The sequence below is a fragment of the Bdellovibrio sp. HCB-110 genome, from assembly GCF_047323225.1.
Taxonomy (GTDB): Bacteria; Bdellovibrionota; Bdellovibrionia; order Bdellovibrionales; family Bdellovibrionaceae; genus Bdellovibrio.
Map to the genome: position 1 here is coordinate 3,017,211 of NZ_CP178750.1, position 25,558 is coordinate 3,042,768.

Here is a 25,558-nt window from a genome sequence, read left to right on the forward strand (position 1 = left end):
ATTATTTTTTCAGCTTCCCCATGTACTTGGGATTGAGCAGATTTTCGATGGAGAAAATTTCGTTGAGTTGCTCCTGAGTCACAAGACCTCGTTCAATCGCCACCTCGGCAACGCTCTTTCCAGTCTCGGCACAGATCTTTCCAATCTTATCGCCCTCATCATGTCCAATAAGAGGATCTAAGAACGTCACGATGCCAATGCTATTCATCACGTAATCACGACAACGATCGACATTGGCCGTGATTCCTTTCACGCATTTGTTTTGCAAGGTCACGCAACCTTGAGTGAGAAGATCCAAAGATTCAAAAAGGCTCGACGCAATCACAGGCTCCATCACATTGAGTTGCAGTTGTCCTGCCTCTGCCGCCAAAGTTACTGCCAAATCATTGCCGATAATTTTAAAGGCCACTTGATTTACAACTTCAGGAATCACCGGATTTACTTTTGCTGGCATAATCGAAGAGCCCGCTTGCATTTCTGGGAGATTGATCTCTTTAAGTCCCGCACGAGGGCCTGAACTCAACAAACGCAAATCGTTGCAAATTTTAGAAAGTTTTACGGCCGTTCTTTTGAGCGCGCCAGAAACAATAATGTAAGCACCACAATCACTGGTCGCTTCGATATAATCTTCGGATTGAACAAAAGGATATCCCGTCACTTCCGCCAGTTTCTGCACGGCCAAAGGCGCATAACCCGGAGGCGTGTTGATTCCCGTGCCAATCGCCGTCGCTCCCAAATTCACTTCCAAAATAAGTTTTTGCACATTTTTAATAAGACGACTGTCTTCTTTCAAAAGAGTCGCAAAGGCGTTGAACTCTTGCCCCAAAGACATGGGCACCGCATCTTGCAATTGTGTGCGCCCCATCTTCAAAACATTTTTAAATTCCTTGCCCTTATTTTCAAAAGCCAGAGCCAGATCGTCCACCGCTTTGATCGCCACATTTAAATGTTCATAAAGAGCCACGCGAAAGGCCGTTGGATAGGCATCATTCGTGGACTGGCACTTATTCACATGATCATTGGGATTGATGACCGCATAAGTGCCTTTTTCAAGACCGCGCTTTTCTAGTGCGATATTCGCGATCACCTCATTGGCATTCATATTGACGGAAGTCCCCGCCCCACCCTGATAGACATCCGAAGGAAATTGCGACGCCCATTTTTTCGGGTTTTGCAAAATCACATCACAAGCTTCCACAATGGATTGAGCCACATCTTTAGAAACAGTTCCCAGTTCGCCATTGGCCAAAGCCGTCGCTTTTTTTACCAAAGCCAATCCGCGAACAAAGAGTTCACTCTCGCCAATTGTTTTTCCGGAAATTTGAAAGTTCTCTACCGCACGCACGGTGTGAATTCCATAATAGGCATCCACAGGAACATTTTTTTCGCCTAAAAGATCTTTTTCAACTCGGAATTTTTGCATACGTCCTCTTTAATTTTTTAACTTCAAAATTTCACCGTGCTTCATCACACGGAAAACACCGGCATCCAGATGATTACTCTCTAGGGCCTTCTTTAAATCCTCAACGGGAGCTGCCATAGGCTCATCAGCCAAACGGAAAGTTCCCCAATGCACGCCGATAGAAAGTTTAGATTCTAAATCCCGATGCACCTGCAAAGCTTCTTCGGGATTCACGTGTTGTTGTTTCATAAACCAACGTGGCTCATAGGCTCCAATGGGAATCAGTGCCAGATCCACGGGCCCCAATTTTTTGCGAATGTCGATTAAGTCCTGGGAGTAGCCCGTGTCGCCAGTATAGAGAGCCTTCAGGTTTTTGCCCTGAATATGCCAACCGCCCCACAAAGTTTTATTCGTGTCAAAAAGTCCTCGTTGAGTCCAATGCTGTGCTGGAGTGAATGTCAGTGTCAGATTTTTGATCTGCATGTTTTCCCACCAGTCCATTTCTTTGACGTTTTGAATGCCTTCAGATTTTAAAAGCGCTTCGTCGCCAAGAGGAACTAAGAAGATGGTATTTGCATCTCTTTTTGCCAACTCTCTGAGAGTCGGTAGATCCAAGTGATCATAATGGGCATGGGAAACAACAACGATATCAATCGCTGGCAGTTCCGAAATTTCAAATGGCAAAGCAACAAGTCGTTTGGGGCCCGCAAAACTGACTGGAGAAACCCGCTCAGAGAACACCGGGTCCATCAAAACATTGACGCCATCGATTTGCAGCAAAGACGTCGCGTGCCCAACCCACGTCAATGTGTTTTCATTGCGATTATTGCGCAAGAAAGCCGTGTCAGTTTTTAACACCTCAGGTTGAAATGGCGGCTCTTCGATTTTAGGCCCTGTTAAACGCTCCCATTGCCACTTCCAAAAGCTCGCCTTAGGGGAGTTATCGTAGTTATTAAAAAAACGACTCTCGCCACGATGAGGCTTCGTGGGATCGTAATAGCGATAACTTTGACAGCCCGAAAAAATCAAGAGGCCTGTCGCTGCAATAAGGGTCCATTTCATCGGAGCAGATTCGCATTGAGCCTCTGCTCTAGGCAAGAAAGATGTTGCCTTGCGCGCCATGAAATAATAGGACTGACCACTGACACCCAGATAGCAAGGAAACACCCGTGATTCGTGAATTTTGGAAGCAGCAAAGCACAGCGCAGAAAGTCACAATTCTCTTTATTCTCACACTGCTATTTCGAGCTTTTTTCTCTTTAAATATCGGCCTTATTGATGATGAAGCTTACCACTGGTCATGGTCGAAGTGGTTACAACTTTCTTATTTCGATCACCCGGCTATGATTGCCTGGCTTGAAGCGATCACAACGAGTCTTTTCGGCGACACTTACTTAGGCGTGCGCCTCCCCGGCTTCCTGTGTTTTGTCGGAACGGTTGTTTTGCTCTACAAACTCACCAAAGATCTTTTCGATGAGTGGGCGGCTATTTTTGTCGGCTTTATTTTGCTGTGGTCTCCGTTCTGGGGCTTTGGCGGTTATGTTGCCTCCCCTGAGCCTCCCTTCATGTTTTGTTGGGTCGCGGCTTCTTGGGTTTTCTGGCAAGGCGTGCGCGAAGACGATAAACGTTGGAGCGTGAAAAAAACGTGGCTATGGCTAGGTGTCTTGATGGGACTTGGATTGAATTCCAAATTCATCATCGCCTTGTTAGCTCCCGGTTTTGGATTATATCTTTTGGCAACTCCGCAACGTCGCAAAGATTTGCTGACACCATGGCCGTGGGTGGGTTTCCTAATTGCAACTGTGCTTTGCACACCGATCTTCTTGTGGAACCATCTGCATGAGTGGCCTGGATTTAAATATCAATTCCATGATCGCCACACCGGAGAATCTTTCACTCTCTCTCGTTGGTTCGTGTTCTTTGCAGCCCAACTTTTATTCACAACACCGTTCTTGTACGTGATGATCGTTTTGGCTTTCATCACATCCTTCGTGAAAGTCAAAGAAGCGCGCTGGAGATTCCTCCTGTGCTTAACACTTCCCTCCATCGCCGTTTTCTATCCGCAACCTTTGTTTGCAGAATACAAACCGCACTGGAGTGGCGCTGCTTACACATTGTTGTTGATGGGCGCGGGAGCTATTTGGTCCCAAGGTCTACACTGGGGCCGCCGCAAAATCGTGAAGCCACGCAACAAGATCTACACTTGGGGTATCGTCGGATTCTTCTTGGTGTTGGGACTTATCAGCTACACACCATTTGCTTATCCGTGGATTCCAAAAGCCTACAAGCTTTTCAATCCAAGCGGAGAGTGGAAAACCACTTACGACTTCAGCAATGAATTCACAGGCTGGGAAGATCTTGGCCGCTATGTGAATCGTCGCCAAAGAGAAATTCATGCCGAGAGCGGAAGAAAACCATTCATCGCGGCTCACCGCTATGAAAACACTGCGCAGACAACATGGGGCACGAAACAAAAAGTGTATATGTTGAGTTCAACAGTCAGTCACTACACGGTGATGCAATCGCCTGAAGAGATGAACAACCTCAAAGGACAAGATGCGATCTTTGTGAGTACTGAGAAGTATCCTGCTGATCCTATCGAATGGGCGAAGTGGGACTCTTGCCAAAAAGAAGAAATGAAAACATTCCGTCATGGAATTCACGCTCGTACTTTTTACGTCTACTACTGTACTAACTTTCAGGGGATTACTAAGTAGCTTATGATTCGCTTCGAGCGGGGATTTGAAGCTATGGAGAGTGGGCTTAGGGGTAGACGCTGCGGGCGGCACGCCTTCCGGGCTCGGTCGTCGCCACTGCTTCGCAGTGGTTCGCGCCATCGTGGCGCCGACGAAGGCCGTCCTTCGGTCCACCCCTAAGCCCACTCTCCATAGCTTCAAATTTTGCTGAACTTCGAAATACTTTGTATCTTGAATGGTTGTTTTAGACGTTGGAAAAACTGCGCGTTTTTATGACGATCATTTAGCGCTTGTTAGTCACGCTTCCCTGGCGCGTGAATGAACCTCAAATTCAAAAAGTTTTGTTATAACTTCCCAATAATATTTCTTAGTACATTTTCGTCGCACGATCGAAATTGGAATTTTATTTTCCCTGCCCGAAGCCCACTACAAAATTTAATTAAGAGAATATTCGATAGGCACAGTGATCACCCACGAAGTTTTTTGAATTTCTTGAGGGAATGGTTTCATTCCGTCGATGCCTTTCACGAGCTCGTGTGCAGCTTTGTTCAAAGAATCGTAGGGAGTTTTTTCGACGATTTCGCTCTCTTTGAGAGAGCCATCGGCTGCTAGGGTAAAACGCATTGTTACTTTTCCGCTCTGGCCCATTTTTTTTGCCATGACTGGGTAACGCTTGCGGCGCTCTAGGAGTTTTTTGATTTCGTAGAGGTAGCGTTGTTCTGGAGACACTTCGATGCCGTTGGCAACACCTTCTCGGCCTTCAAGGGCGCCCTTGTCGGAAGTTCCCGCGAGTGAGCCCATGGTTTTTCCAGAGGAAGCTTGATGAGGTTGTTCAACAGTTTCTGCTTTTTCGTTTTTCAATGCAGGCGCATCGGAATCATCAGCGACAACGGCTGTTTTGATTTTAACGGGTTTTACTTCTTCAACTTTTGGTGCGCGCTCAGTACCACCGTCGCCGTACATGAGCTCCACACCCACAGGTAAAGGCACGATTTCGGGAGCAGCCAAGGAAAGTCCCAATAAGAAAGCGCCTCCGTGCAACAAGGCAGAGAGGACTACGGACTTATTAATATTCAAAGAAATTCTCGGTAATTTCATAGACTTCGCTTAAGACGCAGTTATAAGGTTTGCGGGCGAAAAACTCAATTCCCCCCACTTAAAATGTATTAAATGCATTTTAGGTCAGATCTAGCCTACTCAGATACTTCCAAATGAAAGTCTATTGAAAAATGAATGCCACTTTTACGACGTCAACAGTGTGGCACTGGCTATTGTGCGCAGGTGGCCCAAAGTTCGGCTTTGCTGCGCACACTTCTTTCAATCTGAATGCCTTTGGGATAGGTCCCGGAGGCGCCCTGTCGGGCAACGATGCCAAAATAATTTTTAGTGCGATCCCAGAATGGATAAGATCCGTAGGCACCGGGGCTGGAGACGCGGCCGGTGCTGCTATTGCAGTTATAGGTGGAGTTCTGGCACTCATGCCAAATCCCGAGTCCGTAGTGCCACTCCTCATTGAGATCCGTCTTAGGCGGAGAATAGACGATCTGGCTTGAGGCCGTATGATCTTTGAGAAGTTCATTCATGGAAGACGTGTTAAGCAAAGTTCCATTCTTCAGGGCTCGCAAAAAATTCATATACTCTGTGGCCGTCCAGCGCATGCCCCCACCAAGTCGAGGGTTTGTCGCCGATGGAAGGTCATAGGTGGCGTTAGTAAAAAGTCCCGTAGCGGTTTTAAACTGGCCGAAGATGTCCTGCCACGAGGCCGCCGAAGACGCATACTGTGCCATGAGACCCGCGACCTGCATATGGACACCAGAATAGTAGAAGAGATTGCCGGGAATGTTGCCGTTTCCGGCATTGTTTGCGGCCATGTTCTTGGTACAGGTTTCAAAATCGGCGACGCCACTGTGAAGGCAAAACAGTTCGTCTGTCATACCTGAGCGAAAACTTAAAAGGTGCGACAGTGTCATGTTATAAAGGCTGTCACCTGAACCTAGTGGCCAGCTTGGAATATGAGTCTGGGGTTTGTCACTGAGGCTCAGCGCGCCTTGTTCCACCAGGCGAAGAATGATGGTCGAAGTGACCAACTTCGAAGTGGAAGCGGACTCATAGACCGTGTTCAGGCTGGAACTTCCGTAGTTATATGTGAAGGTTCGCCCATCTGCTCTTTCGATGGTGTAGGTGAACGGAACTTCCGATCCCGCACCACCACTGAGAATCGCCGACATATCCGTTTCCAGTTGCAGTGTAGAGCAAGCAGGTGTTGGAACGGGGGACGACGAGCCTCCCGAACTGGATTTGCAGGAGGCAATAGACAGCAGACTGCAAAGAAGAAGGATTTTCTGGATATCCACAACGCACCTGACCTGTGTTATGAGTCTGTTCCAATTATATCCTAATCTTAAACGTAAGATCCTCTTTTGATTTTTTCCAAGATCAGTTTTTCTGTCTTGATTGGATCATTCGGATCTACTGAGAAGAACGACTGTTGCTCGCAACGAATCTTTTCTTTGATCAACCAGCGAAGGATATCCGCCAAGTTTTTATTCTTTTTATCCAGGAAGAACGGATCGTTTTCCAAAGCATCTTTCGCTTTTTTCAAAGCGCGCGCTTCAGCTGGATCAGATTCTTTCACTTTGTAGTGAGGAAGATCGTATTTTTTCACGTCTTCAGGCAACACTCCCAAGAATTTCACATTCGGTGCAGAGAAGTCGGCGTTACGGATCAAAGAAGCCGCAGAACCCGCTTTCAAGGTACGGAAGATATTTTGCAATGTGTACGCATCGAGATCCCCGAAGAAGTACATTGGAACATCTAGTTCTTCTTGGATCAGTTTCGACCAACCACGAACACCGTTGGAAGGAACCCCTTGAGCACCCATCACGATACAGTTGTTACGTTTTGTGAATCCCATTGTGACCAATGTATTCGCCGTACCTTCAGACTCTACGATCAAGCAGAAGTCGATTTTCTTTTTTGCTTTCAACTTCAACGATTGCGGTTTGTTCTTTGGTTGGAACGGAGACGTACCCAAAGTCGAAAGATCGACAACAGCTTTATCGCCATCGGCCAAAGTTTCAGTCACAACCAATTGTTGAGAGTAAGTCTGTCCACCACGGTCATTGGCAAAGCAGTTCAACTCTTCACGGTACACTTCAAGCATGTCACCGATAAAATCGATGATCGCATCTGATTCAGGTTGATCGTCGAAATCCAAAGGTTTCAAACGAGGATTGCCTTTAATCAAGCCTTTGCACATGTAGTACAATTCACGCTTCGTATTTACCGCGCCTTTGTCCAAGTTATTCAATAGAATCTCAAGAACGAAAACCACGCGAGCCAATTTCTGAACAGAAGATACATTCAGTTCTGTGCGAACGACTTTATCTCCCGGAGTCAAATAACCCACTTTAGAGTTGTACAAAGAGTTATCTAAAGAAGTCTTTACCGCCTCTAAAACCGGGCGCTTTGAAGACTCAAGGTCTTTCAACATCTTGTCTGCCAAGATGCGCGCTTCCTTAGGGATATCAATTTTTAATTCACGAATGCTGAGAAGTTTTCCCATAATCTAAGCCTACTTCTTTTTAGCGGTTGTCTTTTTAGTCGTTTCTTTTTTTGTCGTGGTTTTCTTCGTACCTTGCGGTTCTGAAGCTTCTTCGACTAGATCTTCGCCGCGAATAACATCTTCTTCGATGTCATCGTGGTCGATCCCCTTTTTCTTCTCACGCTTTTTTTGCTCAAGAAGTTTTGATTCCGCTGCTTCCAAATCTGCCATCGCCTCTTCAGAATCGCGGCCCAAAAGTTTTTTCAAACCCTCTTCCGCTTTTTTCTTACGAGACTCTGGAGCTTTGATAATTCTTGCCAAACCTTCCACCAAGATCGGTCCGAACTGCTCGATATGAGCCAGTTTTCTTTCCAAATCCGCCTCTTTCACTTCTTTTTTGATGTGACGAGAAAGTTTTTGGCCAGCTTGGATCAATGCCAGACGAATTTCACCCACCAGCTCTTCAGAAGCGTCGATAGTTTCTTTCGAGGCATTTTTAAATTTAATGAACGGAGATACGATGGAAACCGCAAAAATATATGGTCCCAGTGGCAAGCTGTCTTTCGGCTGACCAAGACCATAAGCTTTCCAGTTTACAGACTCAATCGCCCATGTGATCGCACAACCTGATTTATCAAATTGCAAAGGAACGCGGTTTGCGAAACGAAGCAAAGTCACTGGAGAATCTGGCGATTGATTGCGGTCTTTGAAACGCGCCAAAGCCACTTCGACAACCACTGGTTTAAAGTCACAAATTGTCGGTTTACGAGTCACAACGGCGAAGAAGTCGATTTCACCCAAACGAGTGATTGATTTCGACAACGCCTCTTCACCCACAGTCAAAACAGACTTCGTGGAAGGGGCCATCAACTCTGTATTTTGAACAGCTTGGAAAACCTTTTTAAAGTCTTCTTCAGTCAAAGAAGTGATTGGTTTTTCAAGAAGACCTTTTGGCAGGCCTTTTTTCACGAATTCGGAAATGGATTGGTCTGAAATACGCGAGAATCCAGTTTTCAAAAACTTAGAAAGAGTCGTTTTTCCGAACAAAGTTGAATGCGTGATGAACTCACCCAATTTGAAGGTATGCGGATGAGGCAAAGAAGCCTCTGGAACTTGAGGAACGTCCGTGCTGACGCGGTTGACGGTGACGAAATCGTTTTCCATCAACTTGTAAGTCACAGTCATGTGCGGATTCACGAGGATTGTACCCTCAATATAAGTCACGATACCGCCGTCACCATTTAATTGAATACGTCCATCAAGAACGAATTCAACACGAGTTCCGTGCTCACGATCCCAATCCAAAGTTTCTTTATTCTTAATAACGCCCGTATTTGATTTGATATCCACGTCAACTTGCGCAGAGATCGCTTTACGCATTTTTTTCGTCTTAGAAATAACGCTCACACCTCGTGCGTTCGTCATTTGCGCCCATGTCGTCGCTGCAGAGATACCAATACCTTGTTGTCCACGTGAACATTGTCCACGTCCAAATTTAGAAGATGCGAGATATTCACCATAAACTTTGGCTAGATCTTCGCCTTCAATTCCCGGCCCGTTATCTTCGACAACGATGCGAATTAAATCAGTATTTTTCGTTGATCCTGTGCCTACCTTGGCAACTTCAATTAATAGATCAGGAAGAATGCCCGCTGCCTCACAGGCATCAAGGGAATTATCCACGGCCTCTTTTAAAGTCGTCAAAACGGCTTTTAATGGAGACGAGAATCCCACCTGTTGGAGGTTCTTCGCAAAATATTCAGCGGTACTACTTTTAGTAATCTTACTCACGGTCGCTTGATCCTTCACGAGATGTTAACGAATTTTGTCGCGGGCTCCTGCCCACGCCCCTTCGGGCTAACGCGAAAAATTCCCATCCTGGCAATTTTTTAATGAATGACTTTGATAGGTTAACTCCAACGCAGGGGGTTAAAGCAAGACTAAAGGCTCAACGCTGCGTGGTGTAATTTTGAATATGAGGAATCGCACCTCACAACTAAACAAGATTAGTGCTAATAGAATCCTATGAAATCTTCATCCGGACTTAGCCTAACACAAAGATTTAAAGTTCATAGCGAGAATATTTGTGCTTTGATTTTAGATGCCGGACTGGTGATTCGCCCCTATTCCAACCCTTCTCTGTCATTCTTTGCGTTACTTTCAGAAACTGAAAAAATCGAAGTGATACGCGATTTACAAATTTATTATCAAATTTGTCTCGATGTGAAAATGGAGGGCGGCTCTTTGCGAGACCCCAAACATTTCACCGAAAAAGCGCTGCTTCGCCAGGGTTTGAATGCCGATCCTTTTATCTTGGAACAAATAAAGTCCGACAACTTGGTTGAAGCTTACACCTTTTCTGGAACGCAGATTTTTAGAACTTTGCTCTTTTTTGAAGTTTGCAGCTACACCTTGGAAGATCTGTACTGTCGCAAATGGTATCACCTCTATGAACGGGCTCCTGAAGATCAAAAGAATATCGAAGACACCATCGGGCTTTTTATGAGCAATCCTGACAAAGCTTTAGAGGTTCCCAATAAAGAGCATGTGATACATGAGAGAGACTCATTAGAACGTCTTTCCATCCGTAATAAAATGTACTGGATGGCGCCCCTTAAAAAAGAAGGGAAAACGGAGGCGATCTTGACCATAGCCAAGGCCTCGCTCGCTTAGAAGACTCGTCGTACGTCTCAAATTGAAAAATATCGTATTGGTAATTCATAAAAAACCTGTAAAGAGCCGATAAGTTAGTCATGAACTTCTTCGGCACGTACCTGGTTCTTTTTTTACTGTTCGTTCTGTCGCCCTTTGCAATGGCGGCTCCGAATGCTTTGACTTATCAAGGTCGCATCCTTAAAGCTGATGGTTCTCCTCTTACATACAACAATACAAGTTTTCTATTTGAGGTCACCAATCCCAATGGCACTTGCGTGATCTATCGTGAACAACGCGATGGTATCAATATGCTGAATTCCGGTGGGGTTTTTGATGTGCCTATCGGTTCAGGTACAAAACTTTTCCCTACCGATCCTCTTGTTACTCTTTTAGATGCTTTTAATAACTCTAAAATCCATGATTGCTATGGAGGCTCTACCTATTCTGCCGCCGCGGGAGATATTCGTCTTTTGAAAGTTCAGTTCCATGATGGCAGTGGCTGGAAGGTGATTTCACCGTCCAGTGAGATTCGTTCTGTTCCTTATTCTGCTTATGCTCTTTCAGCACAGAAACTGGGAACAAAAACGGAAAGTGATTTCTTTGTAAAAACAGGTGTTCCTAGCTGTGCCGTCAATGAATTTTTAACTTGGAATGGTTCGGCCCTTTCTTGTGCTCCTGTCAGTGGCGCCAGCGGAGGAACTGTGACGAATGTGACGTCCGGAAACTCTTATGTCACAATCACCAATAACACTTCCACTCCCCTTGTCACTTTGAATGTGGGAACCACTGCGGGAACTGTTGCTGCTGGTAACGATGCTCGTTTTACGGATGCTCGTGTTCCAATGGGAACAGCCGGTGGAGATTTAAGTGGAACTTATCCGAATCCTTCGGTTGGTAAAATTCAAGGTGTGGCGATTTCTGCTGCGGCTCCTACGAATGGTCACTTCTTAAAGTTTGATGGAACTCAGTGGTTGGGTTCTGCCATTGCGATGAGTGATGTGACGAATTTAAATTCTACTTTGAGTAACTATCATACTGTGGCTGCATTTAACTCTGCGGTGGGAAGTGCGAACTGTGCGGCTTATGAAACGCCGTACTGGAACTCAGTCTCCGGATCATTCCAATGTCAGGCGATCAACGTGTCTGTTGCAGGTGATGTGAGTGGAACGATTGGTGCAGTTTCCGTTAATAAAATCAAAGGTGTTGATGTTGATACAACAGGGTTAGCCGCTGGCCAAGTTCTTAAATATGATGGAACGAAGTGGGCTCCGGCTGCGGATTCAAATGCTGGCGGTACTGTTACGAATATTGCGACGGGCACTGGCTTGAGTGGTGGTCCAATCACTTCTACTGGAACTATTTCTTTGGCAAACACTGCTGTGAGTGCTGGATCATATGGTTCAACAACACAAGTTGGAACTTTCACAGTCGATGCCCAAGGTCGTTTGACGGCGGCATCAAATGCAGCGATTGCATTTCCCGTAACTTCTGTGGCAACAAAAGCTGGTGCTGTGGTTCTCGATTATGGTGACATCAACAGTGCAGCTTCAAAATATTTAACTTACAAACCAAACAACGTCGCTTGTACTGACGGACAAGTTATTAAATGGGTGACGGCAAACTCTCGCTGGGAATGTGCGAATGACACAGACACTTCTTCAGGGGGAACAGTAACAAGTGTCACAAGTGCAAATAGTTATTTATCTGTAGCAACGGGAACAACAACTCCTGTTTTAACTGTGAATGTAGGAACTGCGGCGAACACTGTGGCTGCGGGTAATGATGCTCGTTTTACTGATGCACGCACGCCGACTGGTGCCGCGGGAGGAGATCTCAGTGGGACTTATCCCAATCCCACTGTTGCAAAACTTCAAACGAAACCTGTAAGTGCGACGGCACCAACATCAGGACAAGTTTTAAAATTTGATGGAACAAACTGGGCTCCAGCTGCGGATTCAAATGCGGGTGGTACAGTTACAAATATCGCAACGGGTACTGGCCTAAGTGGCGGACCTATTACTTCGACAGGAACTATTTCTCTCGCTAATACTGCGGTCACTCCAAATTCTTATGGTTCAACGACACAAGTTGGAACTTTCACCGTCGATGCTCAGGGTCGCTTGACTGCGGCATCAAATGCAGCGATTGCTTTCCCGGTGACGTCTGTTGCGACGAAGACTGGCGCTGTGACTCTTGATTATGGGGATATCAACAGTGCGGCTTCCAAATACTTAACTTATAAACCCAACAACGTAGCTTGTACCGATGGACAAGTTATTAAATGGGTGACTGCAAACTCTCGTTGGGAGTGTGCGAATGATACAGATACATCTTCAGGTGGTACGGTTACTAATATCGCAACTGGTACTGGCTTAAGCGGCGGCCCCATCACTTCTACTGGAACTATCTCACTTGCTAATACAGCAGTCACTCCTGGCTCTTACACAAGAGCTAGCATTACTGTTGATGCTCAAGGTCGCTTAACGGCAGCAAGTAGTGGAGCTGCGATCAATCTCGCTTCGGATGTTACAGGAACTCTTCCGATAGCCAACGGCGGTACGGGACAAACTTCGGCATTAGCCGCGTTCAATGGCTTTTCTCCTTTAACAACAAAAGGAGATATTCTCACTCGTGATGGAACAAATAATATCCGTCTTCCCGTCGGAACAAATGGACAAGTTTTATCAGCCAACTCGGCTCAAGCTTCAGGTCTTCAATGGATCACGCCAACAAATGGAACTGTGACGAATGTCACTGGAACAGCTCCCATTGTTGTAGCAACAGGATCAACAACTCCTGCGATTTCAATCAATGATGCAACTACAGGTGCAAAAGGCGCGGTTCAAGTCGGTGCAGGTATCGCGGTTTCATCGGGAACCATCAGCGCTGATCCTGCAAACTTCCCTTCCGCTGTTCCTGTTTCTAAAGGTGGTACAGGAGCAACATCTCTTACGGCGAATAGACTTCTTGCCTCCAACGGAACTGGTTCCGCGGTCACAACATTTAACTGTGCTATCGGACAAATGATTTCTTTCGATGCCACAGGGCTGATGATCTGTTCAACATTCACGACGGGTTCTGTTTTCCTCAATGGCGGAAACTCGTTTGGTGCAGATGCAACTCTTGGAACAAACGACAACTACGCATTAAATCTTGAAACGAATGGCTCCACAAGAGTGACTGTGACTTCTGCAGGTAATGTCGGCATTGGTATCACAAGTCCTGGCGCACAACTCCATGTCTACAACACATCGGCCACTCCTCCTGCCACAATGGCTAAATTTCAGATGTCACCGGCTCTCACCGCTGACATGCCTTCGAACTTACACGGCTCTTGGTCGACAATTACGCCAAGTACTTCATACAATTTTACCGGATCTCTTTACGGCGCTGTGAATCGTATCGAAACCGCTCCAGGCCAAACTGGCTCCATCACTAGCACTATCGGCTCTGTCAGCGACGTTTACCACAAAACTGCCAGCGCAATTTCAGCAGCCACAGGTATTGCTGGAACAATCTACAACCAATCTACAGGAACGGTCACTTCAGCCAAAGGCGGCTCCTTCGGAGTTACAAATACAGGCGGAGGAACCGTCACAACGGGTTATGGCGTTTACATTGCCAGTGTTGAAGCTACGAATAAATACGGTCTCTACCAATCAGATGCAACGAATACGAACTATTTCGCAGGAAACGTGGGTATCGGCGCAGCCAGCCCCATCCAAACTCTTCATATTGCCGGAGGTGGCGGTGAAGAGGGATCGCCAGGAATTTTTATTCAAGACCCTACGACAACAAATGCCTACGGTGGCAGCCTTTATTACGATGATCGTGGCGGTCTCAATGTTGTGAAAATGGGAGCTGTCAACAACAGTGCTGAATCAGGATTCGTTGCCGTGAGCCGTGACACTGGAAACGTGGGTATTAGCAACGCAAATCCCCAATTTAAACTTCATGTGAATGGCGCCTCTGCCAGCGGTGCGGATCAGACCGTGGTTCAAGTTGGTAACGCTATAGCAACAGGGTCTGGTCCCCTGTTCCTAACTTACAACGCTCCGATGATTTCTGGAAATGTGTATTTCAACTCTGGGTGGAAATACGCCGGAGGAAACTCGAAGCCGGCTTCCATTGGATTAGCCGGAGGAATTTCTTTTAATACGGATGATGGAGCTGTTGGAGCCGCTGGAGCTGCCGCCAATATGACGGCGAAGATGTTTATTAATACAAACGGTAACGTCGGTATCGGAACCTCCTCGCCTTCACAATTACTCCACGTTCAAGGGACCGCTCTCATCAACGCTATTAACGGGGGTAACATTAATGGATCAGGTAATTTCCACCTTGAGGCCCATTCATCAGGAGCAGATCGCGGTATTTATCTAAACTGGTACACAGGAACCGGAGGAGTGAAAGTCGGTAATGGAGCTTCTTCGTGGGGCCCCATCGCCGCCTCGGCATTTAACACTTCTTCAGACCAACGATTGAAAGAAAATATTCGCCCAATCCCTTATGCCCTCGACAGAGTTTTGCAACTGGATGCCGTGACCTTCACTTGGAAAAATGAAAGTCGCCACAAACAGGAAGGCGAACGTCTTGGTTTGATCGCACAAAATGTTGAAAAAGTATTTCCGCAAGCCGTGCGCGTAGACCACGGGGAAAACACTCTCCCTGGTGGAACGAAGCTTGTGACCTATCCGGATTTGATTGCTCCACTTATTGGTGCGATTCAAGAACTTTACCACAAGTGGATGGATGACTCGCAAAAACTGCATGAAACCGTTGATAGACAAACCAGAGAAATTGCTTCGATCAAAGAAGAAAACAATCAGGTCAAAGCAGAAAACGAGAGAATTAAAAAGGAAAACGACGAAATCAAAGTTCGTCTTGAACGTCTTGAAAAGCAATTATCGAAATAAAGCTCTTAATAAATAAGAACTTTACTCTGAAGCTTTTTTACTAGGACCAAAGGCCGTTCAATTCCGAGACACTACCGTAAAGATCCAATAAAGCTCGTTCGCTTATCGACCGATAAGATCTGTATCTATGCATATCGGAACGTACCTGGTTTTAATTTTTGGCGTCCTTATGGGACTTGTGGCGCAAGCATCGCCGAATGCACTGACATATCAAGGGCGTATCCTCAAAAACGATGGCTCACCATTAGAGTACAATAACACCAGTTTTCTTTTTGAAATCACAAGCCCCAATGGAAATTGTGTGATCTATCGCGAGCAACGCGATGGCGTGAATATGGTAAACTCCAAAGGGGTTTTTGATGTACCTATTGGTTCTGGTACAAAATTATTTCCGGCGGATCCCCTATTCACACTTCTAGATTCGTTTAACAACTCTAAAACACATAACTGCTCTGGCGGTGCGACCTATGCCGCCTCCGTGGGAGATATTCGACTTCTAAAAGTGCAGTTTCATGATGGCTCTGGCTGGAAAGTGATTTCTCCGTCCAGCGAGATCCGATCTGTGCCTTATTCAGCTTATGCCCTTGCCGCGGAAAAGTTAGGCTCAAAAACAGAGAGTGACTTTGTCGCAAAGACAGGAATTCCAACTTGTAATGCCAATGAATTTTTAAGTTGGGACGGGACTGCTTTATCCTGCGCTCCTGTTACTGGTGCCAGCGGCGGAACTGTGACAAACGTTACTTCTGCGAATTCATATATCACTATCACGAACAACACCTCTACTCCCCTTGTGACTTTAAATGTAGGAACAACGGCAGGAACAGTGGCAGCGGGTAACGACGCTCGCTTTACAGATGCGCGTATACCAACTGGGGCAGCGGGTGGAGATTTGGGTGGAACATATCCGAATCCTTCAGTCGCAAAACTACAAGGAACCGCTGTTTCAAATGCGGCTCCCACAAACGGGCACTTTTTTAAGTTCGACGGCACTCAATGGGGAAGTTCCGCCATCGCGATGAGTGATGTGACAAACTTGAATTCGACACTGAGTAATTATCTCACAATCACCGCTTTTAATTCTGCGGTGGGAAGTGCGAACTGTGCGGCTCATCAAACTCCCTATTGGAATTCTGTTTCTGCGTCCTTTCAATGTCAGTCAATCAATGTCTCCGTTGCAGGTGACGTGAGTGGAACAATCGGCGCTGTTTCTGTAAATAAAATCAAAGGTGTCGATGTCGACACAACTGGCTTAGCTTCGGGTCAGATTTTAAAGTATGACGGCACGAAGTGGGCGGCAGCAAATGATTCCAATGCCGGCGGTACAGTTACGAATATCGCAACAGGGACCGGTCTTAACGGTGGTCCTATCACAACAACGGGAACCATTTCCCTTGCGAACACAGCTGTATCTGCAGGGTCTTACGGATCAACAACTCAAGTGGGAACTTTTACAGTTGATGCTCAAGGCCGTTTGACCGCAGCTTCAAATTCAGCCATCGCTTTCCCCGTCACTTCTGTCGCGACTAAAACAGGTGCTGTGACATTAGATTATGGAGATATCAATAGTGCTGCTTCCAAATACTTAACTTATAAACCTAACAACGTGGCTTGTACTGATGGCCAAGTGATCAAATGGATCACTGCAAACTCTCGTTGGGAGTGTGCGAATGATACAGACACTTCTTCTGGTGGTACTGTCACAAATATCGCAACGGGAACTGGATTGACTGGTGGTCCTATCACTTCTACTGGCACAATCGCTCTTACAAATACAGCAGTGACTGCCGGCTCATATACTCGCCCCAATATCACGGTCGATGCTCAAGGTCGTTTGACGGCAGCAAGCAACGGTGCAGCTGTGAATTTAGCAACTGAAGTCACTGGTACTTTGCCTATCGCCAACGGTGGCACGGGACAAACTACTGCAACAGCGGCATTTAATGGTTTATCTCCTAGTACCACCAAAGGTGATTTGATTGTTCATGATGGAACAAATGATATTCGTCTGCCTGCCGGAACAAATGGCCAAGTGCTATCGGCCAATTCTGCTCAAGCTTCAGGTCTTCAATGGATCACACCCACAAACGGAACTGTGACGAACGTTACGGGAACCGCACCGATTGTAGTTGCAACAGGTTCAACGACTCCTGCGATTTCTATTAACGATGCAACGACATCAACGAAAGGTGCCGTTCAGGTCGGAGCTGGTATCGCCGTGGCTTCGGGAACTATCAGTGCTGATCCTGCGAACTTCCCTTCTGCTGTTCCGGTCAGCAAAGGTGGTACGGGCGCAACTTCTCTCACGTCCAACAGACTTCTGGCTTCGAACGGAACGGGTTCCGCCATTACGACATTTAACTGCAGTGTTGGTCAAATCGTCACGTTTGACGCTTCGGGAGTTATGGGTTGTACGAATTATTCTGCCTCAGGAGTTTTTGCTAACGGCGGAAATAGTTTTGGGGCCGATGCCACGTTGGGAACAAACGACGCATTCGCGCTGGGCTTTGAAACAAACGGCACAACAAAAATGACCATCACCTCCACAGGTCTTGTTGGTATCGGGACCGCAGCTCCCAATGCTCTTCTTGAGGTTCAATCGACCACAGCGAACTCTGGCGTGAGAGTGAGTGCTCCGACTGGATTAAATAGCTATATTGACTTCTTTAACAACGGAGTCAAAAAAGGAAATGTCTATTGGAACGGAACAAGTTCTACGTTGCAAATCAATGACGTAGGGACAACGAACACAATCATTAACGGTGCTGGAGGACGTGTTGGTATTGGATTGTCAAATCCTTCTTCGACGCTACAAGTGACAGATCTCTATGCAAACACCACGGACAGCTCTGGACTTGGCATCACTGTTTTTGGTTCAGCGAGTGATTATGGTGGCATCACACTCTGGGATCGTGATGCCGATACTGGAACGACAAACGATGGCGATACGACTTTGTTTTGGGGTGATGATATTGCGGAGAATCTGCGCTTTGCCTTTAAACTTTCTGGAGCCGCACTCTCAGAAAAAATGCGCCTCACTTCCACGGGATATTTAGGAATCGGCACAACAAGCCCTCGCGCTCCGCTGGATATCGGATTCCAAGCGGGATCTGGTGGAAATATTCGCTTAGGAAAAGCCTCTGCAACAGAAGGTGGACAGATCACTCTCGATGACGGCACAGGGTCCGGTGCGTGGGAGATCGACAGCAATGGTGCTGATGGATCTGAGTATTTAAGATTCTTCCGTGACAAGTCGGCCGAAAATGCCCTCACAGCGATGGTGATTGGAACAAACGGTAGGGTCGGTATCGGAACTACGAATCCGAATGCGAAGCTGCATGTTAAAACAGGCGGGATCACCTCAGAGCAGGATGATACCGGAGGTCTTTTAGGAAGCATCAATATCGCAGGGAAAAATCCTTCATCGAGTGCACCTTACTACAGTCAATGGACGCTGTGGAATATGCGCGATTATGGCGCGAATAATAGCGGTCTTCAATTTTATGAATACTATGATAGTAATAATAGCGGCATCTTGTGTGACGCCGGTGATGTCTGCGTTCCGCGCATGGCTATCATTCCGGGAGGAAACGTGGGTATAGCCACAACAAGTCCTTCCAGAACCTTCTACGTTAACGGAACTTCGGGAGGAACGAACGCGTGGGAAAACCTTTCCGACAAAAGACTCAAAAAAGACATCGAAGTCATTCCTGATTCTCTGCAAAAGTTGCTGTCTTTAAGAGGTGTGACGTTCAATTGGCAACACGACGTGAGAAAAGATCTGACTTTCTCCAATGACAAAGACATGGGTGTTATCGCTCAGGAAGTTGAAAAAGTCTTCCCGGAAGCTGTTCATGCTGACGACAAAGGCTTTAAAGCAGTCGCTTATACGAAGCTGATTGCGCCGATTATTGAGTCGATCAAAGAACTCTATCAATCTCTTTCAGGTCTCGACTCGAAAGTGGCCGCTGTTGAAAAAGAAATAGCTTCTCTTAAAACTCAGAATGAAGCCATCTTGAAGGAAAATGAAAAACTCCGCGAGCAAAATGCAGAACTGATGGAGTTTGTCCGTGTTCATAAAAAACAGGAACGCAGCCCTGCTTCGATCAAACAAAAATCTAAATAAAGAATTATTCTACTTCGCTGGTTTCAGTTTTCGCATTTTGAGACAGCTCTTCTAATGCCATCTCGGCCCGAGTTTTATAACCTTTTTTGGTATTGCAGTCTTTGCACGAAGTCACACAGTTGTTCTTGTTGGACTTCCCGCCGCGCGCGATAGGAATCAAGTGGTCCATCGTAAGATCCCCAGGTTTAAAGCGATTCCCACAGTGATAGCATAGACCTTTACCCAGCTCTTGCTTCCACCACTGACTTAAACGCAGCTCGCGGGCTTTCGCCTTTTCGCGCTTTTGGTGTTCTGGGGAAGCAGGGGTAAAGAAGTAATCCATGGGCTTCTTTATAGACTAAATCCAGTGCAACCGCAAGCGATCGCACATCCTCCGCAGCCGCGGAAGGAACTAGACCTTAGATACGAGGATTTTAAGTAAATTTTAAGGGCTTTTTTACCGATAGAGGCTTTGAGAAGCCCGTAAGGAGAATTGGCCTATGTCTGTAAAAACGTTCAAAAAAGGCGAAGTGATCTATAAAGATGGAGATAAAATCACATCGGTTTATCTTATCCAATCCGGCGGAGCGAACCAATGTTTGATCCGCGGTAAAAAGACCATCGACCTTTTCCAGTTGGGTTCTTCTCATATCCTGGGCGATCAAGTGATCTTGGGACAAAACACTCATCCCACTTCAGCGGTTGCGACGACAGAAACAAAAGTTCTAGAGATCCCCGTTGAAACTTTGAAACAGCAATACGAAGGCGCTCCTCAAATGCTCAAGGTGATTATCAAATCCCTGGCAGACCGTTTGCGCTTGGCTGTGAATGATGTTCGTTCTAGCAAACTGGAAAAAGACTCCTCGCCATGTCCTGAAGATCAAGTGGCAAAAGTTTTTGGCGCGGTTTTCCATACAGCCAATCATAAGGGCGATCGCTCTCAGCCTGGTCGCGTGATTGTGGACTGGAATATGATGAAACAATACTCCCAACGCGTGATGGGAGATTCGCCAAAGCGTATTGAACAGGCCATCAATGTGCTTGTGAAATTAAAACTCGCTCTTTATGAAATGGGCAAAGCTCCGGACAATCCAGATGGTCCCGATGAAATTCAAAAAGTTCATTTCTTGGATTTGGGTTTGGTCGAAAGCTTTTTTGAATTCTATCAGTATTACTACTTCAAAGGCGGCCGCTCCGATCTTTTAAAAGTCGATGAACTGTGCCAGCAAATGCTCGACGGTCTTTTGAAACTTTGTGAAAACGAGCAACCGGACCGCTTCGGTATTGTCAGTGTTGATTTCGCTAAATTTGGCGAATACTGCAAAAATGAAATCGGTATTAACTTAAATAATGACCACTTCAATCGCCTCGAAGGTAAAGGCGTCTTCATGAAAAGAAAAAATGGAGGCTCCGGCGTTCTTTTGCAATTTGAAGTGAAAGAGTTCCGTTCTATTTTTCAAAGTTGGAAAATGCTTCGTGAAATCGAAAAATGGAATGAAAAAGGTTTCGTGGACATGGACGAAAAAGAAGCTCCGAAGAAAAAAGCCACAGGCGGCCCTTCTTGCCCAGCATGCAGCGTAGAACTGCAAGCAGGTGCGAAGTTCTGCCACGAATGTGGCCATAAAATTGTAGCGGCGGCGTAGTATGAGTGAAGCTCTGATCGTTTTTAAAGCCATTCATAAAGATGCTGATAAGCAAACGATTCTCCAAAAAGTTTTGGCGAATCAAGAGACGATTTATTTACGCGATAAATTTGATCGCACTATTTCACTGAAACCCGTCAGCATCAATTCCAATATGCAGTTGAAATGCCGCCCTCCTGAGGATGCGAGCATGAATACCCAAGATGGCGACACATTTACGGCGAGCTTCACAATTGGACACGAAAAATACCTGTTTGAAACTCACCCCGTGGTTGGTGAAAACCACGTCACGTTGACGGTTTTAAATCTGTTTCACCTACAAAGACGTCGCAACTATCGCTACGTTTTGCCTGAAGACTATTCTGCGGAATTTGTGATCAACTATCTCAACCAAGTTGTTTGCGCCTACACGTGCCGCCTCTTGGATTTAAGCACGGAAGGTTGCGCTGTTGAGATTTCACTTGCTGAAGCCAACTTAAAACTGGATGACATGGTTCAAGCCGAAATCTTTTTAGGCGATCGCGAACCGATTCTTGTTCAAGGTATTATTAAAAATATTCGCGAGAAGGATGACATGCATCTTATTCTTGGAGTGGAATTCAATCACATGGCCAACGCCAGCGAAGGGAAGATCGTCCATTCTCTCACAGATTTACAGAGAGAAATCTACTTCCGTCGAGCAGCTTAAAGGACATATCTCCAGTTCCAAATCATCTGACATAGACCTTTACAGAATTTGAGCGCCCTCGGTTACCGGCCGCATCCACAGCCTCCACTTCTAGAATAACGTCACTCGATTTTTTGGGAGTTGTCCAGGAGCATTTAAAAGGTGCTACGGTGACCGTACACTTAACGCTTCCGTTCACATAGAATAAAACCTTTTGAACTCCGACATTGTCTGATGCAGTCGCCGTAATGATTACCTTCTTACCACGCCCCAAAATGGAAGACGTCGTCGGCGAAGTCACCGAAGCAGTAGGTGGTGATGAATCCCCAGGAACCATTTCATCTGCAAGGAGGTCTTTGAAAACTTGCCCTACCGCCGTTAGATTGTTACTGCTGTCCAAAAGTTCCGTATGGATATTGGTACCATCGGAACTCAACGAAAACCAAGCATGTCTTTCAACGAAAGGGAGATTATCCAACATAATCGTAGCTTCACGTGCGAAGGCTGCAGTTTCCGCAAGCGAATAGCGTTGAGGTTGCACCCAATCAACCAGCGCCCACTCCGTGATCCAAATCGGTAATCCGTACTGAGCATAGACCGCCTCCAAATAAGCTTTGAAAGCGGCAACATCATGTTTATCGGTGTAATAGTGAATTGCCACAAAGTCGACGCGATAACCCTTTGTCTTCGTTTGCGCCATGAATCGCCCCAACCAAGAAGAGGATCCCAAGATTTGTCCCGTGGTTGGCGCTGGAGAACCTAAGCGAAGACCTAATTTCATCAGCGAAGGCCACAATGTAATTGCCTGATCGACCGTCATATTTGCTTGAGACGCATTGTCGGGTTCATTGAAACCCAATAGAGCCTCTGAATTCACTGGAACTGTTTCTGAAACATGGGTTTCATCCCATATCATTGGAACAAATGGGACTGTCCGAGGAACCGAATTGACCGGAGCCCAAATATGGTCTGTGCGCCAATTGTAGTACCAACCAAAACCAACTTGTTCGATTCGAGCAAGTGATGTGCCTGCGGCATCGACTTCCCAACCACCTATACCTACTTTTTTTGGATAGCTTAGTTTTGCATGCGAGAAATTTAACAAGGCAAATAAGCCCAAAAGAAAAACGCATAGTGGTTTCATCGCGTGGTTCCTCCGCCTCTTCTTTTTCGGTTTCGGCCGGCCGAATCTTGATGTATTTCTCGAATACCACTGATTGTATCACGTGTTTACTGTTTATAAATGAAATATCGCAAAAATTGATGGGTCAGTTTTTAAATAACACCAAGATAAGCCCAGACAGAAATACCGGTGCCTAAAATTCCCAAGGCGCACATGCCACTAAAGAATAAATTCTGAAGTTTTTGTTTCTTAAGAACAAGGCTAAGAGCCCCGAGGACTAAGCACACTTGAAAGAACAGGTTTGCCATGTCGAAGCGATCACCCGCCTGCCCTAAGGATGCTAGATGGGCTTCCATCTCTTGAGCACCGATGATTTTACCCAATTCACCGTTGAGATCTTGCACCCAGTTGTCTTTACCAACAGTTTGCGAGCCTTTAAGAATTTCGTTTTTCTCTTTTTTATAGCGTAGAATCTTGCGGTTGAGATTTGCAATATGTGTATCGACACCTTGACTGGCTTTAGCCTCAATGGCTCCGGCTTCTTTTAAACTTTCTAGAAGGGACTTTTCCCCTTCCACCAAAGTTTCTTTGATACTTTTTGATTGGTACCACATATAGGCGGCGGCTTTTTCGTTGGTTCCGATGATTTCATCATCCCCATACTTGCCCGCAATTAAATCACTCATCGACATGATCGCGGCAAAAACCGCGATCACAACCCCACAACGGATCTCAAAACTTACATTTTCTTCCATAACACCAAAATACTACTTCGATGGATAATAAAGTTTATTATCCCACATTCCTTCGTTGAAGTACTGTATAGAGGCTTTTAATTTTTCAGTCAATTCTTGCTTACGTGCGGCTCGTTCTGGTGTCAACGTAACGCCGGTGATTTCTTTTTCACTGTCACGATCTGCGATGGCAAACATTTGCGGTTCCGTGTGCCCCGGTGACCAACGGATAAAATAATCTTTGGCAAAAAGAATGTAGCGTCCGTCGATAAAATTCACGGCAACTTTATCCCCGTCCGTAAACACAGAACTGCCCAGATAGTTTTTATCTTTCTCGGGAATATTGAGAATATCTAAAATCGTCGGCAATACATCCACGTGTTGCACAATCTTAGAAGTATCCGTTTTTGGAAACCGGTACGACGGATGATAGAAGAACATAGGAATACGGTAACTTCCGACATCGTTGGAATATTCGGGACGATAGTGCATCGACGCGTGGTCCGCCGTGATAACAAACAACGTGTCTTTAAACCAAGGTTTCTTCTCAGCTTCCTCAAAGAATTTCTTTAAAGCGTAATCCGTGTAAGAAACTGTTTTTAAAATCTCAATCGGTCCTTCCGGGAAGGTCTCTTTGTACTTGGCTGGAATTTTGTACGGTTGATGTGATGTCAAGGTGAACACAGCATTCATAAACGGCTGCGGCAATGAATCCATTTGCACCAGCATCCATTGCAGAAACGGCTCATCCCAAATACCCCAGACACCATCATCATCCGCAGAGTTTCCGTATTCATGTGAGCCATAGTATCTTTCAACTCCAGCACTCTTCATGAAAGAGTCAAAATACATCGTTCCATTGTGCCCACCATGGAAGAAGCTGGTCGCATAACCTTTTTGCGCCACCAAAGTTCCAAGGCCCAAGAAGTAGTTCGACGTAAAGTGCGAAGAGATAAACGGCTCGTTCATCATCGCAGGAATCCCGGCCATTACAGCACCGACCCCCTCTATCGAACGGCGGCCATTGGCATAGGCATTTTCAAAGACCAAAGATTTCTTCATCAAAGAATCCAAGAAAGGTGTGTAGGATTTTTTCCCATCCACGGGACCAAAATACTCCTCACCAAAACTTTCCAAGATAATGATCATCACGTTTTGAGGATTTGTCGGACGAGCGCCCTCCATCGCGGTTCCCGTGAAGGAGCCGTTCAGACGCTTGAGCATGTCTTCTTTATTCGCAAAGAACTTTTCTTGCTTCAAACCTTCAGCGCCGTAACTTTTGATAAAAGTAAACGTCGTGTTTAAAACAAGATTATTCAAAAGAGGAGCCGAGAACACGTTTGCATTGACGAAGCTGATCGGTTTACTTTGCAACCCGCCGCGAATTCCGATCACGGAAATCACAAGTGCCACAAAACACAAGAACGCGTGCGAGAGCCACAATTTAACTCCGCCCTTTTCTTCTCCTGGCCAAACGAGTTTATCCGGTGTGCCTTTCATAAGACGGCGCACACACCAAATAAAGAACGCCACCAAGAGCGTGTTAATAAGGAAGAGCCCCCAATAGCTGATGATAAAGTTCCAGACTTTTCCTTTGGTTTCACTCACAACGAAAAAACTGTCGTAAGTAAAACGGCGACCGACAAAGTTGATAAACTCCACGTCGACAAGGTTGAGGATCAAAAACGGAATCTGCAAAATGCAGAAAAGAACCCAAGTCAGGGTTGACCAGTGGATGTTCCAGCTTTTCGGCCAAGGGATAAAGGCGATCAAAAGCAAAGGGGCCGTTACAGAAAGGGCGGCTGCGGTATCAAATCGGAGTCCGACTACGAAAGACCAAAGGATGTCGAGGACGGGTTTATTTTTGAATAAACTCCAATTCCATAGCAAAAACTCGAGCCTTGCGAAGAAATAGAAGAGCAAAGCCAATAAAACGAGAGAAAAGATCTTAATCAGTCGGTGAGTCGGTCCAAACATAGATCCCAATACTACAACGACATCTAGCGTCATACAAGACGAGCCGTGGCTGACTTCACTCTCACCCTCTGCTACTTTCCCCTCCTATGACACCAGAAC

16 protein-coding genes are annotated in these 25,558 nt (G+C 46.0%); 6 read left to right on the forward strand and 10 right to left on the reverse strand.

Annotated features, from left to right (window positions below):
* Position 1: 1 nt before the first annotated feature.
* Entirely contained in the window at positions 2–1,423 is a 1,422-nt protein-coding gene (gene aspA / locus ACL934_RS14340; protein ID WP_413612507.1) for an aspartate ammonia-lyase, read from the reverse strand.
* 9 nt (positions 1,424–1,432) lie between these two features.
* Positions 1,433–2,464 carry an MBL fold metallo-hydrolase gene (locus ACL934_RS14345; RefSeq protein WP_413612508.1) on the reverse strand — a complete coding sequence of 344 codons (1,032 nt, stop codon included), beginning with the start codon at positions 2,462–2,464 and terminating at the stop codon, positions 1,433–1,435.
* A gap of 107 nt (positions 2,465–2,571) precedes the next feature.
* Here ACL934_RS14345 and ACL934_RS14350 point away from each other — a divergent pair, with 107 nt between their 5' ends.
* Positions 2,572–4,119, forward strand: a complete 1,548-nt coding sequence (locus ACL934_RS14350) for an ArnT family glycosyltransferase (protein ID WP_374074547.1) — start codon at positions 2,572–2,574, stop codon at positions 4,117–4,119.
* A 414-nt stretch (positions 4,120–4,533) separates the two neighbouring features.
* On the opposite strand, the gene ACL934_RS14355 is transcribed toward ACL934_RS14350, so the two are convergent.
* The 4 genes from ACL934_RS14355 to ACL934_RS14370 form a co-directional block, all read right to left on the reverse strand.
* The gene (locus tag ACL934_RS14355) at positions 4,534–5,196 is read right to left on the reverse strand and encodes an energy transducer TonB (protein WP_413612509.1); all 663 of its coding nucleotides are present in this window, start codon (positions 5,194–5,196) and stop codon (positions 4,534–4,536) included.
* Between the two features lie 170 nt (positions 5,197–5,366).
* On the reverse strand, positions 5,367–6,326 hold the full coding sequence (locus tag ACL934_RS14360; RefSeq protein WP_374074550.1) for a serine hydrolase domain-containing protein: 960 nt from the start codon (positions 6,324–6,326) through the stop codon (positions 5,367–5,369).
* A gap of 173 nt (positions 6,327–6,499) precedes the next feature.
* A complete protein-coding gene (locus tag ACL934_RS14365) occupies positions 6,500–7,663 on the reverse strand; it encodes a DNA topoisomerase VI (protein ID WP_374074552.1) in 1,164 nt (387 codons plus the stop codon).
* A gap of 9 nt (positions 7,664–7,672) precedes the next feature.
* Positions 7,673–9,433 carry a DNA topoisomerase VI subunit B gene (locus ACL934_RS14370; RefSeq protein ID WP_413612510.1) on the reverse strand — a complete coding sequence of 587 codons (1,761 nt, stop codon included), beginning with the start codon at positions 9,431–9,433 and terminating at the stop codon, positions 7,673–7,675.
* Positions 9,434–9,667: 234 nt separating this feature from the next.
* Here ACL934_RS14370 and ACL934_RS14375 point away from each other — a divergent pair, with 234 nt between their 5' ends.
* From ACL934_RS14375 to ACL934_RS14385, 3 genes are all read left to right on the forward strand, one after another.
* Positions 9,668–10,315 carry a hypothetical protein gene (locus ACL934_RS14375; protein WP_413612511.1) on the forward strand — a complete coding sequence of 216 codons (648 nt, stop codon included), beginning with the start codon at positions 9,668–9,670 and terminating at the stop codon, positions 10,313–10,315.
* An 80-nt stretch (positions 10,316–10,395) separates the two neighbouring features.
* Entirely contained in the window at positions 10,396–15,213 is a 4,818-nt protein-coding gene (locus ACL934_RS14380; protein ID WP_413612512.1) for a tail fiber domain-containing protein, read from the forward strand.
* Positions 15,214–15,340: 127 nt separating this feature from the next.
* Positions 15,341–19,336, forward strand: a complete 3,996-nt coding sequence (locus ACL934_RS14385) for a tail fiber domain-containing protein (protein ID WP_374074559.1) — start codon at positions 15,341–15,343, stop codon at positions 19,334–19,336.
* Between the two features lie 4 nt (positions 19,337–19,340).
* Here the strand turns inward: ACL934_RS14385 and ACL934_RS14390 are convergent, their stop codons facing one another.
* Complete coding sequence (locus ACL934_RS14390) at positions 19,341–19,658, reverse strand: HNH endonuclease (protein WP_374074561.1); 318 nt, start codon at positions 19,656–19,658, stop codon at positions 19,341–19,343.
* Positions 19,659–19,815: 157 nt separating this feature from the next.
* Between ACL934_RS14390 and ACL934_RS14395 the strand changes: the two genes are divergently transcribed.
* Positions 19,816–20,958: a cyclic nucleotide-binding domain-containing protein gene (locus tag ACL934_RS14395; protein WP_413612513.1), complete on the forward strand. Its 1,143-nt coding sequence runs from the start codon at positions 19,816–19,818 to the stop codon at positions 20,956–20,958.
* A 1-nt stretch (position 20,959) separates the two neighbouring features.
* The gene (locus ACL934_RS14400) at positions 20,960–21,646 is read left to right on the forward strand and encodes a PilZ domain-containing protein (RefSeq protein WP_413612514.1); all 687 of its coding nucleotides are present in this window, start codon (positions 20,960–20,962) and stop codon (positions 21,644–21,646) included.
* 22 nt (positions 21,647–21,668) lie between these two features.
* Here the strand turns inward: ACL934_RS14400 and ACL934_RS14405 are convergent, their stop codons facing one another.
* The 3 genes from ACL934_RS14405 to ACL934_RS14415 all read right to left on the reverse strand — a co-directional run bounded on the left by ACL934_RS14405 (position 21,669) and on the right by ACL934_RS14415 (position 25,492).
* Entirely contained in the window at positions 21,669–22,769 is a 1,101-nt protein-coding gene (locus tag ACL934_RS14405) for a glycosyl hydrolase (RefSeq protein ID WP_374074567.1), read from the reverse strand.
* Positions 22,770–22,900: 131 nt separating this feature from the next.
* A complete protein-coding gene (locus ACL934_RS14410) occupies positions 22,901–23,503 on the reverse strand; it encodes a DUF4337 domain-containing protein (RefSeq protein WP_374074569.1) in 603 nt (200 codons plus the stop codon).
* 12 nt (positions 23,504–23,515) lie between these two features.
* Entirely contained in the window at positions 23,516–25,492 is a 1,977-nt protein-coding gene (locus ACL934_RS14415; protein ID WP_374074570.1) for an LTA synthase family protein, read from the reverse strand.
* Positions 25,493–25,558: the final 66 nt, after the last annotated feature.

Bases quoted from the DNA above. Each gene is read 5' to 3' on its own strand.
- ACL934_RS14360 (WP_374074550.1), bottom strand. From the start codon at position 6,326: ATGTCGGCGATTCTCAGTGGTGGTGCGGGATCGGAAGTTCCGTTCACC.
- ACL934_RS14365 (WP_374074552.1), bottom strand. From the start codon at position 7,663: ATGGGAAAACTTCTCAGCATTCGTGAATTAAAAATTGATATCCCTAAG.
- aspA (WP_413612507.1), bottom strand. From the start codon at position 1,423: ATGCAAAAATTCCGAGTTGAAAAAGATCTTTTAGGCGAAAAAAATGTT.
- ACL934_RS14390 (WP_374074561.1), bottom strand. From the start codon at position 19,658: ATGGATTACTTCTTTACCCCTGCTTCCCCAGAACACCAAAAGCGCGAA.
- ACL934_RS14405 (WP_374074567.1), bottom strand. From the start codon at position 22,769: ATGAAACCACTATGCGTTTTTCTTTTGGGCTTATTTGCCTTGTTAAAT.
- ACL934_RS14345 (WP_413612508.1), bottom strand. From the start codon at position 2,464: ATGAAATGGACCCTTATTGCAGCGACAGGCCTCTTGATTTTTTCGGGC.
- ACL934_RS14410 (WP_374074569.1), bottom strand. From the start codon at position 23,503: ATGGAAGAAAATGTAAGTTTTGAGATCCGTTGTGGGGTTGTGATCGCG.
- ACL934_RS14375 (WP_413612511.1), top strand. From the start codon at position 9,668: ATGAAATCTTCATCCGGACTTAGCCTAACACAAAGATTTAAAGTTCAT.
- ACL934_RS14355 (WP_413612509.1), bottom strand. From the start codon at position 5,196: ATGAAATTACCGAGAATTTCTTTGAATATTAATAAGTCCGTAGTCCTC.
- ACL934_RS14400 (WP_413612514.1), top strand. From the start codon at position 20,960: ATGAGTGAAGCTCTGATCGTTTTTAAAGCCATTCATAAAGATGCTGAT.
- ACL934_RS14385 (WP_374074559.1), top strand. From the start codon at position 15,341: ATGCATATCGGAACGTACCTGGTTTTAATTTTTGGCGTCCTTATGGGA.
- ACL934_RS14380 (WP_413612512.1), top strand. From the start codon at position 10,396: ATGAACTTCTTCGGCACGTACCTGGTTCTTTTTTTACTGTTCGTTCTG.
- ACL934_RS14395 (WP_413612513.1), top strand. From the start codon at position 19,816: ATGTCTGTAAAAACGTTCAAAAAAGGCGAAGTGATCTATAAAGATGGA.
- ACL934_RS14415 (WP_374074570.1), bottom strand. From the start codon at position 25,492: ATGACGCTAGATGTCGTTGTAGTATTGGGATCTATGTTTGGACCGACT.